The organism is Streptococcus didelphis DSM 15616 (genome assembly GCF_000380005.1).
GTDB lineage: Bacteria > Bacillota > Bacilli > Lactobacillales > Streptococcaceae > Streptococcus > Streptococcus didelphis.
The window spans coordinates 599,401-613,518 of the sequence record NZ_KB904188.1; the positions used below are offsets into that span (position 1 = coordinate 599,401).

14 protein-coding genes are annotated in these 14,118 nt (G+C 30.9%); 1 reads left to right on the plus strand and 13 read right to left on the minus strand.

The features are described from left to right. Positions 1-6: 6 nt before the first annotated feature. From A3GU_RS0103030 to cpsA, 11 genes are read right to left on the minus strand one after another with little or no spacing between them, the layout of a single operon-like run. The gene (locus A3GU_RS0103030; protein WP_018366069.1) at positions 7-1,278 is read right to left on the minus strand and encodes an O-antigen polymerase; all 1,272 of its coding nucleotides are present in this window, start codon (positions 1,276-1,278) and stop codon (positions 7-9) included. Positions 1,279-1,291: 13 nt separating this feature from the next. Continuing rightward, positions 1,292-2,218: a glycosyltransferase family 2 protein gene (locus tag A3GU_RS0103035; protein WP_018366070.1), complete on the minus strand. Its 927-nt coding sequence runs from the start codon at positions 2,216-2,218 to the stop codon at positions 1,292-1,294. Next, the gene (locus A3GU_RS0103040; protein WP_018366071.1) at positions 2,215-3,369 is read right to left on the minus strand and encodes a glycosyltransferase; all 1,155 of its coding nucleotides are present in this window, start codon (positions 3,367-3,369) and stop codon (positions 2,215-2,217) included. Before A3GU_RS0103040 ends, A3GU_RS0103035 begins: the two co-directional genes overlap by 4 nt. Then, positions 3,356-3,982, minus strand: coding sequence for a GNAT family N-acetyltransferase (locus A3GU_RS0103045; RefSeq protein ID WP_018366072.1), 627 nt, complete (start codon positions 3,980-3,982; stop codon positions 3,356-3,358). The genes A3GU_RS0103040 and A3GU_RS0103045 overlap by 14 nt, the downstream gene beginning before the upstream one ends. Before the next feature lies 1 nt (position 3,983). Then, positions 3,984-5,198 (minus strand): DegT/DnrJ/EryC1/StrS family aminotransferase, encoded by a 1,215-nt coding sequence (locus tag A3GU_RS0103050; protein ID WP_018366073.1) that lies wholly within the window; start codon positions 5,196-5,198, stop codon positions 3,984-3,986. A gap of 18 nt (positions 5,199-5,216) precedes the next feature. Next, complete coding sequence (locus tag A3GU_RS0103055) at positions 5,217-5,894, minus strand: sugar transferase (protein ID WP_018366074.1); 678 nt, start codon at positions 5,892-5,894, stop codon at positions 5,217-5,219. Between the two features lie 9 nt (positions 5,895-5,903). After that, the gene (locus A3GU_RS0103060) at positions 5,904-7,703 is read right to left on the minus strand and encodes a polysaccharide biosynthesis protein (RefSeq protein ID WP_018366075.1); all 1,800 of its coding nucleotides are present in this window, start codon (positions 7,701-7,703) and stop codon (positions 5,904-5,906) included. Positions 7,704-7,706: 3 nt separating this feature from the next. After that, positions 7,707-8,435 (minus strand): tyrosine-protein kinase, encoded by a 729-nt coding sequence (locus tag A3GU_RS0103065; protein WP_018366076.1) that lies wholly within the window; start codon positions 8,433-8,435, stop codon positions 7,707-7,709. A gap of 10 nt (positions 8,436-8,445) precedes the next feature. Further along, positions 8,446-9,135, minus strand: a complete 690-nt coding sequence (locus A3GU_RS0103070) for a Wzz/FepE/Etk N-terminal domain-containing protein (protein WP_018366077.1) — start codon at positions 9,133-9,135, stop codon at positions 8,446-8,448. A gap of 8 nt (positions 9,136-9,143) precedes the next feature. Then, positions 9,144-9,875 carry a capsular polysaccharide biosynthesis protein Cps4B gene (cps4B, locus tag A3GU_RS0103075; protein ID WP_018366078.1) on the minus strand — a complete coding sequence of 244 codons (732 nt, stop codon included), beginning with the start codon at positions 9,873-9,875 and terminating at the stop codon, positions 9,144-9,146. Next, positions 9,872-11,338 (minus strand): LCP family glycopolymer transferase CpsA, encoded by a 1,467-nt coding sequence (gene cpsA, locus A3GU_RS0103080; protein ID WP_018366079.1) that lies wholly within the window; start codon positions 11,336-11,338, stop codon positions 9,872-9,874. The genes cps4B and cpsA overlap by 4 nt, the downstream gene beginning before the upstream one ends. 253 nt (positions 11,339-11,591) lie before the next feature. On the opposite strand from cpsA, the gene A3GU_RS0103085 reads away from it, so the two are divergent. Continuing rightward, the gene (locus tag A3GU_RS0103085) at positions 11,592-12,509 is read left to right on the plus strand and encodes a LysR family transcriptional regulator (protein ID WP_026216427.1); all 918 of its coding nucleotides are present in this window, start codon (positions 11,592-11,594) and stop codon (positions 12,507-12,509) included. 121 nt (positions 12,510-12,630) lie between these two features. Here the strand turns inward: A3GU_RS0103085 and A3GU_RS0103090 are convergent, their stop codons facing one another. Together A3GU_RS0103090 and deoD are read right to left on the minus strand one after the other, a co-directional pair. Continuing rightward, positions 12,631-13,407, minus strand: coding sequence for a hypothetical protein (locus A3GU_RS0103090; protein WP_018366081.1), 777 nt, complete (start codon positions 13,405-13,407; stop codon positions 12,631-12,633). Next, on the minus strand, positions 13,400-14,113 hold the full coding sequence (deoD, locus tag A3GU_RS0103095) for a purine-nucleoside phosphorylase (RefSeq protein WP_018366082.1): 714 nt from the start codon (positions 14,111-14,113) through the stop codon (positions 13,400-13,402). The genes A3GU_RS0103090 and deoD overlap by 8 nt, the downstream gene beginning before the upstream one ends. Between the last annotated feature and the right edge of the window lie 5 nt (positions 14,114-14,118).

A 14,118-nucleotide genomic window follows, 5' to 3' on the forward strand; every position in this document is an offset into this window, starting at 1 on the left:
AAATCCTTATCTCAAAATAATTGTAATCATCACCCAAATCATAAATGTTGTAATATTTCCAAAAGAATAATTTTGAATACTTTCAACTATTCCAACAACTAAAAATAGATAGTGCCCATAAGATGAAGCAGTTAAATTTTTCCAAAATTTACTTTCAAAAAAAGCTGTAAAGTAACCTACAATAAATCCTGAAATAGAAATCCCCACTAGGCCCCCATCTAAATAAAATGGAAGTAAAGTTGATGATGTAGCATTTGTTTCAATAATATCAGAAACCTTAATAACCTGATTTGAGATATGTGAAACATATTGAGAAGCCATTTCAACAGTAAAGTTATGATTAAAAAATTTAGTAATCAAAAAAATTGGATCAAAAACAAAAGAAAAAGTTGCTCTACCTAAGAATAAGATTTCTAAGTTTTTATCAAATTCTAAAAGTTTTGAAAAGTATGGTAACGAAGAAAAATAGTAAATCAAAAATTCAGCAAAAGGACCATTTGCTCTATTAATTCTTTGAGAAGATATATATATTACTATACATAACATAATACTAGCTGGTATTATATATTTTTTATAGACTATAAATATTTTTAATAAGTTCATTCCATTACTAATTATCAAAGCAACTAAAACATATATCACTAAACTTAATAAAAGTGCTCTACCAGCGGTAAGTAAAACTAAAAATAACGAATTAACTATAGCTATGAAAGTTATCTTTAATTTTATTTTTCTTATTGAAATTAATTCTGCTAAATATATAACTGAGACCATGAAAATTGGTCGAAGAATATATGTGATAAACATCATCTCAAAAGTTGAAAAAATAGAATTTTCACCAAAAGTTTGGTATCGTAATAGATTCATGCCAACTGAAAGACTACCACTCCCAAATAAAATTGGAAAAGTTTTTAATAAGATAGGATATGATAAAACCCAACATATAAGTGAGGAAGCGACTACTTTGTTCTCAATTTTCTTTGAATTAATATTTTGGATAATATTATTATGATTGCTTTCAAATAGATTACTAATCATTACTTTTTTTTGAAAACTTGCTATATTAAAAAAGAATAAATATGTTGCAGAGTATAAATAAACTACAGGATTTATAGGGTAGAAAGAAAAATAGTCTGAAAAATAAATAAAAAAAGCAATCAACCATATATAATTTTGAATTTGCACTATACTTAAACGTGGACTCTTATTTAATTCTTGAATAAAAATTAAAAGAGAACAAAAACCTATCATACCAATGTTTAATAAAAATGGAATCAAAAAAATTCTCCTTCTATATAAAAATTAACTGACCGATTTTCCTAAATATACCAGATTTAAAATAATTATATTTTATAGTTATGTAAATTTTTTTATACTTTTTCTGGTTTTTCATAGAAATAAATGACTTTAGGACAAGTAACTTGGGGCTAACATTTAAACAATAACTGTTTTCATTTAATTTAAGTATTTGTTCTGCTTGATCAAACAACATATTATAGGGTTTATTTTTATAAGTTTTCAAAACTTTTTTGATTGCATATATTGTTGAAGTTTTATCCGACGCCCCTGATATATTATTTGCATGTTGTCTATAATAGATTAATGGTTCTTCAATATAATCTAAAACGCCATAAGTTTTTGCAACTAAAATGCAAGCCCAATCATGCATCTCAATCAGATCTGGACTAATTAACTTTAATAAATTTAATGTTGCTTTATTAAAAATCAATGTACAACCAGGAAATTGGTTTTCGACTAATTGATTATTTAAACTTAAATTATGTTTATTAATAGTCATAAATTGTTTTTCAATCGGATTAAGTTCATTATCAGTAATTATAACATTTGTCCCTACTGCAATAGGAATATTTTTTCCAAAATTTTTTTCTAGATCTAAAATTTTATTGAAAGATTTTTCAATTTTTTCTGGTAACCAATAATCATCTTGATCACAAAACATGACATATTCACTTTCAACATATTTTAGCAATTCAAAAAAATTTCCTTTTGCTCCCAAGCCTTTGTTATTATCAGAAATAAACTTAATTTTATCAGGATATTTCATTATTAATTTATTAATAGTTTTTTCTGTATTATCATTGGAACCATCATCTCGAATTAAAATTTGAGTCTTTCGGAAATTATTTTTTAATATAGATTCAATTTGTTCTGTAATATAATCTTCACCATTATAGGTTCCCATTATGATATCTATCATTTTAGATCCTCATTGCTTTCAGATAAAATCTCACTTAGATTAGATTTAAAATTAAATGTTGAAAATTTATCCCAAAATAACTTTTTGGAATTCTTAGATAAAATATTGTAATCATTGCTAGATAAATTAATAATACTATTAATAAAATCATTATTTGATATTTGTTTAATATTATAGCCCGCATTATATTCTTCTATTAAATCTTCAGTATCAAATGGGATTGTATTAATTAATGGTAAATTAGATTCAAGATATTCAACTGATTTTGTAGTTAAACCAACTGCAACGTTCTCTTTCATAATATTTAATCCAAAATGAGATTGAGAAAGTATTAAAAGCTTCTTTTCATTTTCAAATACAGAACCCCAAAACCTATGTTTTATCTTATTTTGATTAAGTAAAGAAATAAAATAATCTTCTCTCTCTCCTTTACCAATTATATCCAAAAACACTCGCTTTTTTTTATTAATTTTTGTTAGAAGTTCTACCATTAAATCAATATCAATTATGTGATTTATAGAACCTAAATATACAAATTTAAGTACATCATCAATATTTTTATTAATAAAATCAATTCCATTTGACTTTTGAAGATATAAAACCTTTGAATTTTTTTTAACTAAATCTCTTTTCAGAATATCATTATAATAATTACACTCTAAAATTACTAAATCACTGGCTTTAATTGCTATTTTTCTTAAAAAACTCCACAAAGAAAATATTGGCGAAAAAATAACTTTTATTTTTTTATTTACAGGTAAAGACTCTGGCCATAAATCTAATATGTCAACAATTAAACTAGTATTATTCATCTTAGAATAAATAGATGTAAATGCAGCCAATATATTTGAAGGTAATAAAACCACAATTACTTTAGGTTTTGATATATTCAATTTTCTGATTACTTTAATAGAAAAAATAATATTAGAATATATTCGTCTAAATGAAAAATTTGAATAATATCTTGGTGATACTACAATCTCAGCTATTTCAGGAACATCAATCATATCAACTTTTTTTGTAATATGATTAAACGAAGAAACATAATAATTTACTTCGTAACCTTGGTTTATATAGAATTCGTAAAAAAATCTTTGTCGCTTATCCCACCATCTATAATACGATATAATTACAGCTTTATCTTTTTTCATTTATTAGCTCTCTATGGTATTCATTCATTTTTCTACCTTCAAGTGTCTCAAATGTCCTATTCAAAGCAAAACCATTTTTTTGGTAAAAATAATTTGCCTTTTCATTATTTATTGCATCAGTTGTTAACTCAATATATTTATACCCAGTTGTATCAACAATATTTGGAATACTTTTAACAAGCTGTGATCCGATGCCAGAATTTGATGTACTAGATGAAACACCGATTGAAGAAATTTCAATATATTTTTCTGTTTTACTAGCTTGACTTGGATATAAGAAAGCTCTCATTAATCTTATGATTGCTTTAGGACTCTTAACACAAGCTTTTAAACCATAAAATCCAAAATATATCACTTTGTGTTTTATTAACCATTTATAAAAGCCACTTAAATCTTTGGAATAAGCTAGAAAACCAAGAACATTTTCGTCTTCTCTAGCAATAATAATTCCAGATGAATCGTGTTCTAAAAAACCTAAATATAAAGTACATAAGAACCCTTTTCCTAAAAAGGTTAGAAAGAAATTTGGAAAAACACTTAAATGGATATCAACTATTCGCTTAATTAAACCTTTTTCTGTCAACTCTTCAAAAACAATATTTTTATTTTGCATCTTAAATACTTTCTAAAATTGTTCTTAAATTGTTAATGATATAATCAACTTCTTCATTAGTTAATTTAGTATGTAAAGGTAAAGTCATTGTGTTATTGAAATATGCTAAGGCATTTGGAAAATCCTTAATGTCAAATCCCATATTCTTATAGGCTGTTAACATCGGTAATGGTTTATAATGAACATTACATGCAATTCCTACTTCAGCCATTTTTTGAATAACTATATCACGCTGTCCTCTTGATATACCAGCTAAATGCACAATATAAAGGTGCATTGATGATTTATATGAGTAATCTGATGGAATGTGAATAAGAGGTTTAATAATTGTTCCCTTAAATCCACTATTATATTTTTCAACGATTTCATTTCGTCTGTTTAATAAATCATTGTATCTCTCTAATTGAACTAATCCAATTGATGCCATAATATCCGTCATATTGCATTTATATCCCGGAATTAAAATATCATATTCCCACGCGCCTATTTTTGTTTTTTCAAGAGCATCTTTAGTCTGACCATGTAATGAATAAATTTGAAATTGTTTATATAATTCATCGCTGTCAATTGGAAAGTTTGTATTCCAAGTCACGGCACCACCTTCAGCAGTAGTGAAGTTTTTTACAGCATGAAACGAAAAAACTGAGAAATCCGCAACTTGACCTATCATTAAATTATTATATTTAGCACCAAAAGCATGAGCACTATCCGAAAGGATTGTAATGCGACCTAATAATTGTTGAATTGTTGAATTTGGAACAAATTTTTCCTTTTCACTCTCAACAATATCAAACAGTTCATCATAATCACATGGAATACCAGCTAAATCAACAGGGATTATAACTTTTGTATTATTAGTAATTGCTTTTCTCAACTTATCATAATCAAATTGGAAAGTATTTTCTTGAATATCAATAATGACAGGTGTTGCACCAACGTGTTCAATAACACTACATGATGCTGTATATGTCATTGCTGGAACAATAACTTCATCACCTTTTCCTACGCCAAGAATTCGCAAAACCAACTCCAAACCTGAAGTAGCTGAATTTAAACATACAACCTTAGTTGTACCAAGATATTCAGCAATGTTTTTTTCTAACAACTTAGTTTTTGGACCTGTTGTAATCCAACCAGAACGTAATGCTTCAGTAACTGCAGATATCTCAGCTTCGGTAATATCAGGGGGAGAAAAAGAAATATTCATAGTTTTCATAATGAGCTTCTTTCTATTTTATTTAATTACATTAATAACCGTTAAAACCATAATTTTTAAATCATCAAAAAAATTAAAGTTATAAACATATTCAATATTTCGTTGCATTTTTATAGGTAAAATCTTTTCAATATAAGCCTGATCTAGCGTTAAGCCACTTTCTGTATATCTCTTAATGAGGATTTCCTCATCTTTAAATTCAATACTTGAACGAGAAGTAACACCTGCGGGCAGTAATAACGAAACTTTCATTTCATCTGTATAGTTTAGAACATATTTCAAAACTTCAGGTCTTGCTCCAACAAAACTCATGTCTCCCTCAAGAATATTTAGTAATTGAGGAATTTCATCTAATCTATATTTCCTTATTACAGAGCCAATCTTTGTAATTCTCAAATCATTCTCGGTTGTAACAAGTGACCCAATTTTATCAGCATTTAAAACCATTGTTCTAAATTTATAAATTTTAAAGATTTTCCCATTTTTTGTTATCCGTTCTTGTCGGTAAAAAACTGGTCCCTTATCTTCAAGCTTAATTAAAACACCTAATATTAAAAATATAGGACTAAGCAAAATAATCATAAAAAAAGCTACAAATTTATCAAAAATTAATTTCAATATTAAGTCATTTTTTCTGTTATTTAAGTATAGTTCTGCTTTTTGTACTTCTTGACAATTGAAATAGTCACTGCTCATTGATGATATTCACTCCTGTTTTGCTTCACGGATTAAGGTTTCTTTTAGTTCCGTTTGAGATAATTGGTCAAATCTGTTAATGATGTCTAGGACTTGGTCTAGTGGTTTTGAGCTAACTTTTCCTACGAAGATTTTTTTATGGATTTGTTCTTGAATTCTTTCATGGGTTGAAAGTAATTCTTCATACAGTTTTTCTCCTGGTCTGATGCCAGATTCAACAATTTTAATCTCTTCTTCGGTATGGCCACTTAATTTAATAACTTTTTTGGCTAAATCTAAGATTTTGACGGGGTCCCCCATGTCTAGGACAAAGATTTCTCCACCTTTAGCTAGATAGCCAGCTTGGATTACTAGACGGCTTGCTTCTGGAATTGTCATGAAATAACGGGTCATCCTGAAATCAGTAACAGTGACTGGTCCTCCATTTCTGATTTGTTCTTTAAATAAAGGGATAACGCTTCCACGGCTACCTAGAACATTTCCAAAACGAACAGCTGCAAAGCGTGTCTGGCCTTCTTGGTTTAAGCCTGTTACAATCATCTCTGCAAAACGTTTTGTTGCTCCCATAACATTTGGGGGATTAACTGCCTTATCTGTAGATACCATAATAAATTTTGGAATTCCTGCTGCCTTAGCTGCCTCAGCAACATTTTTAGTTCCAAAAATATTGTTTTTAACCGCTTCTCGAGGATTATATTCCATAAGTGGAACATGTTTATGGGCAGCAGCATGGTAGACAATATCTGGTTTAAATTCTGCCATTAGCTTAAAGATAAACTCTCTATCTTGTATATCTGCGATGACTGGCAAGTAGGTAATTTTATCTTGGTATTTTGAGGTCAATTCTTTGTGAATTAAATAAATAGAATTTTCCCCATGTCCTAATAAAATAATCTGTTTAGGAGTGAAGTTAGATATTTGACGACAGATTTCAGAACCTATTGAACCTCCGGCACCTGTTACCATGATTGTTTTATTTTGAAAATAGTCAGACAAGGATGATTGGTCTAAAATGACTTCTTTACGACCTAGTAAGTCAGCGATATCAATTTCTTTAAATTGATTAAAAGAAACATTTCCTGTAAGGACATTTTCAATACTTGGCATATTGTTTACAGGAACCTGAACTTGACGACAGATATCTAAAATACTCTCTCGTTCTGAACCCGATAAACTTGGAATAGCGATGGTAACTTGATCTACTTCATAATCTGCCACCAATCTAGGAATAGAATACTTATTTCCTAAAACCTTGATTCCATGAAGATAAGTACCATATTTGTTTAAGTCCGCATCAACAATCCCAACAATTTCAATATCTCTCCCTTTACTAATAGCTGCTTGAATAAAGGTACTACCACCTTCTCCTGCTCCTACAACTAAGATTCTTCTCTTTTTCTGACTTTTCTTCCTTTTTAAAGGGTTTATTTCATGCCATATTCTCCAAGAAAATCTTGGCAGGATAACTAGGAAATTGCTGAAAAGATAAGATAGTAAAAAGAAGCGTCTACTGTAGCTGTTTAAGCTTATAATAACTGCACCATATGCTAGAAAAAAAGCTAAAAAAAGAGTAGCTACAATCTTAAATATAACCTTGGAATCCGTAAACCGATTAATAATAGAAAAAATTCTAAGTCTTATTCCCAATATAGAATAAACAAATAAACTTACAAAAAGTGTGATGAAAAATTCCGAATTTGTGGTTCTATTGTGATAGGCTAATAAAAAATAATGAGCCAAAACGATAGATACCGTAATCATCAATAAGTCTATAAGATATAAAATGACTCGCTTTTGACTTCTTTTCATAAGTTATTTTCTCTTCCTAGGGTGTTTTTTAACCTTTTTATGACTTCCTTCTACCTTGCCATAATTTCCATATGCACCGTAGGAACCATATGAGTCAACTGTATGTTCTGCTTTATTTAAAATAACTCCTAAAAACTGGCTGCCACTTTGTTCCATTTGCTCCTTGGCTTTTTGAATAAAGCGACGTTTAATAATACCTGCTTCTGTAACAAGAAGTGAAGCATCAGCTTTTTGAGCAACAATAGCTGAATCAATCACTAGTCCAATTGGCGGCGTATCAATAATAATATAGTCAAAAACCTCCTTGAGAGCATCAATCATATAGTTAAAGTTATGATTTTGTAATAAGGTTGTTGGATTAGGTGGAACCTGACCAGAAGGAATAATCATAAGATTGTCAATATCAGTTCGAGATATAACTGATGATAAGTCAGCATTTCCTGAGAGATAGTTAGATAAGCCTTGGTATTTAGTATCAGATTTAAATGTTCCTGACATGACAGAATTTCTAATATCTGCATCAATTAAAAGTGTTTTTAAACCAGTATTTGCAAAGGAAATGGCTAAATTAGAAGATGTTGTTGATTTTCCTTCACCTGGTTGAACTGAAGTTACCACGATAACACGATAGTCTCGGCCACTAAACTGAATATTTGTTCGAATAGAATTATAATATTCTTCTGCTTGTGTATAGAGTGCTTTTTTTGATTTTTTTAATTCTAGTTGTGCCATTTTTTACCTCTTAAATTTTATCTGTATTTGGAACAACACCTAGTAGTGTCATACCAAGCACTTCTTCAATATCTTCAGGACGTTTAACGCGATCATCTAAAACTTCTTTAACAACAATGAAAATGATTGTTAAAAAGGCACCTAGTAAAATTCCTAATAAGACATTACGCTGAATATTAGGAGAAGATGGCTTAGATGGTAATTGTGCTTTTTCAAGAGGTGTCACATCTTGTACCTTGGTAACAGCCTTAATTTTTTTCACTGCTACTTCTCGAACAGAGTTAGCTAATTCTTTTGCTTCTTGAGGATCATGAGTTGTTACAGAAATGGCAATTACACGTGTATCTGTTGGAATAGACACTTCAATCATCTTGCTTAGTTGATCGGGTGTTATTTTTAAAGCATCTTTAGCAATAACGTCCTTCATCACATCCCTAGAAGTGATAATTTCTTTATAATCATTAACAAGATAGCCTCCTGCCTGTAAATCAGTGGCTGTAATAGGACTGCTTTGTTGTTGATTAATAACATAAATCCTGGTGGAGGAGGTATAAGACGGTTGAATAAGGAAAATACTTATTAAAAAGGATAGGGCTCCTAAAAACAAAGCCATAAAAATGATTAAAAACTTTTTAACCCATAACTTTTTCAATAGACTTAAAACATCAATTTCAATTGATGGTGCTTCACTGTTGTTCATATTTTCTCCTATAAGTAGTTATTGTCAATAAGAGTTTGTGCATTGCTTTCAAAGAGCTCCTGTGCACGTCTCAAACCATAGTCTTTTACAATTTTCTTATATGCTTCTTGCATAAAAGGTGGACGCTTGGTTAGGTTGTGCATGTCACTAGCTACACAGTGCACTAAATCTGCATCTAAGAAATATTTAGCTCGCTTTTTAAATACCTTTAAAGGATCTCCAAAAAGCTTGGCCTTTAACACATGCACACTATTAATTTGTGTATAGCAACCCATATCAATGATTTCTTGAACCCGCTCTGCCTTAAAGGCAAGAGCATCATAACGTTCGATATGGGCAAGAATGGGTGTAATACCCAACATGAGAATCTGTGATAGGGCTAGATGGATTTCCTTCCAAGGTGTTGCCATCGAAAACTCAATTAAAGCAAAACGACTATTATTCATGGTTGGTATCAGTTTATGTTCCAAATTCTCCAAGGTATCTCTTGTAAAATAAAGTTCACCACCATAGAGAATAGAAAGACCTTCAAATTGTTTTTCTGCTTCTCTTTTTACATGATTAAATTTATTTAAGATATCATCTTCGGGCGTTTCAAACATGCCTTTTCGGCGATGGGAGGTGGAAACGATTGTTCGCACACCTTGTCGGTAGCTTTCTTCAATCAATAATAAACTTTCCTCGATTGTCAGTGGACCATCATCCACATCAAAAACAATGTGGGAATGAATATCAATCATTTATGTTCCTCCATAGTTGTATTTATTTTTTGCTTGGCTTGTTCAAGACTGAAATCATCTAATTTGTACATGTAAAGGCTTGATGCCGGCATAGCATATGAAGGCAATTGGCCGGTTGATCCAGTACCTAAGACATCTTGAGATTCAATATTATAGGAATCTTTATTTCCTAGTTCTGCATTTGCAATAGACATCATTTGATTTAAACTTAAGTTTGTTTGGATTGAATTTTGTAATCCATTTACAATTGAAGAAAACTGAGCAGGTGATTTAATGGTTGTTAACTTATTAATAATTGCAGCAATTACCTTTTCTTGATTTTTACCACGATCATTATCCCCACCTTCTAAAGATTTACGTTCCCTGACAAATCTCAAAGCTTGTTCTGAGTTGAGTGTAATGGAACCTTTAGCGAAATCATAGTCCCCTGCAGAGAAGGCATGATCATTTTGAACCTCAATTCCTCCTAATAAATCAATAAGTGTGATAAAGGATGTGAAGTTAATTCTCGCATAGTAATTAATGTCAATATTATAAAGATTTTCCAAGGTCTTCATTGAGGTTTCGACCCCATAAATGCCCGCATGTGTTAATTTATCATATTGATCTCCCCCGCCGTCTGGGATTTTAACATAGGAGTCACGTGGAGTTGTTGTTAGTAAGACCTTATGAGTATTCATATTCACTGTCATAATGATATTAACATCTGACCTTGATACTGTCGAAATCGGACCATAGGTGTCAATCCCGCTAATATAAACATTAAAAACACCAGACTTGTTAGCTTTTGATGACTTGGTTTTAATTTCTTTTTTTATTTTATAACTATAGAGGGTCTTTACTTTTTCTTTATAGTCACTGTGATTTTGCTCAATTAGGGAAATGTAAGCTTGATTCATAACCATTGCCTGAGAACTTCCCTCTAACAAATTCTCATAGGCCTTTTGATAGGATGCAACTTCTGTTTTTTCGATAGCAACTTGCTTATCCTTTTTAATTTGCTCTAGCAAGCTATCAATATTACTGCTATCGCTAGAAGTTGGCGCTTCAAGACTTTTGACATCTGAAATAGAATGTAAGGGACTATCCTTAGGAACCACCACTGACATTTCAACCTCTGAAAAAGAAGCTGTTTTATTTAATTTGGCAGTGAAATCAATAGTGGATTTAAAGGTAAATAACATCGCCACTAAGATGAGGTTACTTATTATCAGACTAAGCATGGTAAAAAGCTTAGCCTTTTTTAGAATAATAAGAATTAAAGAGAGTAAGAAAAGAACTAAGATTAAAAAACCTACAATACTATTGAGATGCCGAAAAGCTAAAAAGTTATAGCTGTACATCATAAAAATAACAATGACTGACAAAATAGTATAAAGACTTAATAAAACTAAATTAATCATTGAAAAGCTATTGCTTGGTTCACTTGTGGAGCTTTGTGTGTGTCTAGATTGTCTTGTCATTCTTACTCTCCAAATTCTAATTTACACATAGAAATTTAGATAATTATAGCATCTTGTTAAAAAAATTGCAATTTGAAACAATTTAATTAACTTATAATTTTTAAAATATTTGTTAATTTATTAAAAGCCAATGAATTATAACTTGACATTATTTTCTTGTCATAAGCCTTATATTTAGCTATTATGATTGCTTCAGGAGACGTTTTCTTCTTTCTAACTTGCAAGAATATTTTTTTTAAGATAGACTGTTTTTATGAGATTACAACAATTACACTACATTATTAAAATTGTAGAATGTGGCTCCATGAATGAGGCCGCCAAGCAATTATTTATTACTCAGCCGAGTTTATCAAATGCTGTTAAAGATCTAGAAAAGGAAATGAGAATTAAGATTTTTAATCGTCATCCTAAAGGAATTACTCTGACCAAGGATGGTGTAGAGTTTCTTTCCTATGCTAGACAGATTATTGAACAGACTTCCTTGTTAGAAGACCGTTATAAAAATTATAATAGCAATCGAGAACTATTTAGTGTTTCCTCCCAACACTATGCCTTTGTTGTGAATGCTTTTGTTTCCTTGCTGAGAGAAACAGATATGACCCAATATGAACTGTTTTTAAGGGAAACAAGAACCTGGGAAATTATTGATGATGTCAAAAACTTTCGTTCTGAGATAGGTGTCCTCTTTCTTAATGACTATAACAAGGATGTCCTAACAAAACTTTTTGAGGATAACCATCTTGTTTCCAAGCCTCTCTTTACTACTCACCCTCATATATTTGTCAGTGAGAGTCATCCACTAGCTGATCGGGACTATTTAGAATTGGCTGACTTAGAAGCCTTTCCTTATCTCAGCTATGATCAAGGCTTACATAACTCCTTCTACTTTTCAGAAGAAATGATGGCTCATCTGACACATCGTAAATCAATAGTAGTAAGTGATCGTGCTACTTTATTTAATCTTATGATTGGTTTAGATGGCTATACAGTAGCAAGTGGGATATTAAACAGTCAACTTAATGGTAACCATATCGTAGCTATACCTTTAAATGTCCCTGAGATTATTGAGATTGTTTATATTAAACACGGAAAAGCCAACCTATCCCATATGGGTGAAAAATTTATTGACTATTTAATCAAAGAAACCAAGTTTACCAAAAAAACTCCCTAAAGAAGTTGAACAAAGTTTATTTTATTAACATCAAAAAAACTGAAGACTAATTATTTGGTCCCTTAAATTAGACAGAGAATCTAACTTTGAGATCACTAGATAGTTACTTCAGTTTTTTATCTTATTTTTTAATTACTTGACCTTCAATAATCCTATTAATCTGGTCAAAATAAAATGGCTGTCTTTGATAGTTGACTCCTGAAAAGCTTGCTAAGGCAATAATCTTATCCAAAAATGTCTGGGAAGAAAACCGTGTGGTCCGATATAATTCCTCCTCATCAAAGGCTTTGATAAGATGAGCAAGGGGATTACGAACAGATTTTTCAAATTTTCGTAACTCTTTAACAGTCTCTTTTATCTCTTGAGGCAGTTGAGAAAATTGTAGAATATCAGCTAAACTCTTGCTAGTAATATTACGGCTTTGTTTCTGGCTGAGATACTTCTCAAAAATAGGATTGTGAGCTTCTTGCATTGCCTTAAAATTCCAAGTATCGTATTGGTCACTTTTAGAGTCGATGATATAAAGATCAAATTGAGCAATTTCTTTTCTGGCTAATCGTAAGAAGAGTCGATAAAGAATAGGGGAAACAGACCGAACAAAGTCAATGATATCTCCATTTTTAACCTTAACTTCTAAATCTAAAATATAGTTGGCAATCTGCTCATCCTCAATCTCAGTGTTTAAAAGCAAGTCAATTCCCCACTTCTCTTCAATGACTTGATTTTCTTTTGCATGCTCATACAAAAAATTCAGGTTTAATTCTCTTCTTTCCTTTAGAAGTTCTATTAAATATAAAGACTCTGAAGAAAAATCGGGAATTTGCTTGGCTATTTTAAAGACATGATTATAAGCATAGACATCCAAGAGGATGTCTATTGTTTTTTCAAGTTCAGTCATTAGCAATAAGTGTTTCCAAGCCCACCTTCATCATATCTGTAAAGGTTGTTTGGCGTTCTTCGGCACTAGTGTCTTCAGATGAGTCATTGAGATTATCAGAAATAGTCATGATACCAAGTGCCTGTACCTTGTGTTGTGTGGCAAGATAGTAAAGGGCTGCTGCTTCCATTTCGATAGCTTTAACACCTAATTTACCCAGTTCCATAGCTCTTTCTGGCTTATTAGAATAGAAGACATCAGTAGATAAGACATTTCCCACATGAGTTGTCATACCATACTTTTTGGCAATATGATATGCCTTGTCTAATAATTCAAAGTCTGCAATTTGTGGGAAATCAAATTCTGGAAAGTCATTACGAATCATATTTGAATTTGTTGCCGCAGCTTGAGCTAAAACTAAATCTCTTACATGTACATCAGGGTCGATAGCACCTGCTGTACCAACACGAATTAACTTTTTGACACCGTAATCTACAATAAGTTCACGGGCGTAAATATGGATGGATGGCATACCCATTCCTGTACCCATAACCGATACCTTGTGTCCCTTATAGGTTCCAGTATAGCCAAACATATTACGGATTTCATTAAAGCAGACAGAATCTTCTAGGAAGTTTTCAGCAATGAATTTTGCTCTTAGAGGATCACCTGGTAGTAAGATTTTATCTGCAATTTGACCTTTTTCTGCGGAAATGTGAATTGACATAATAG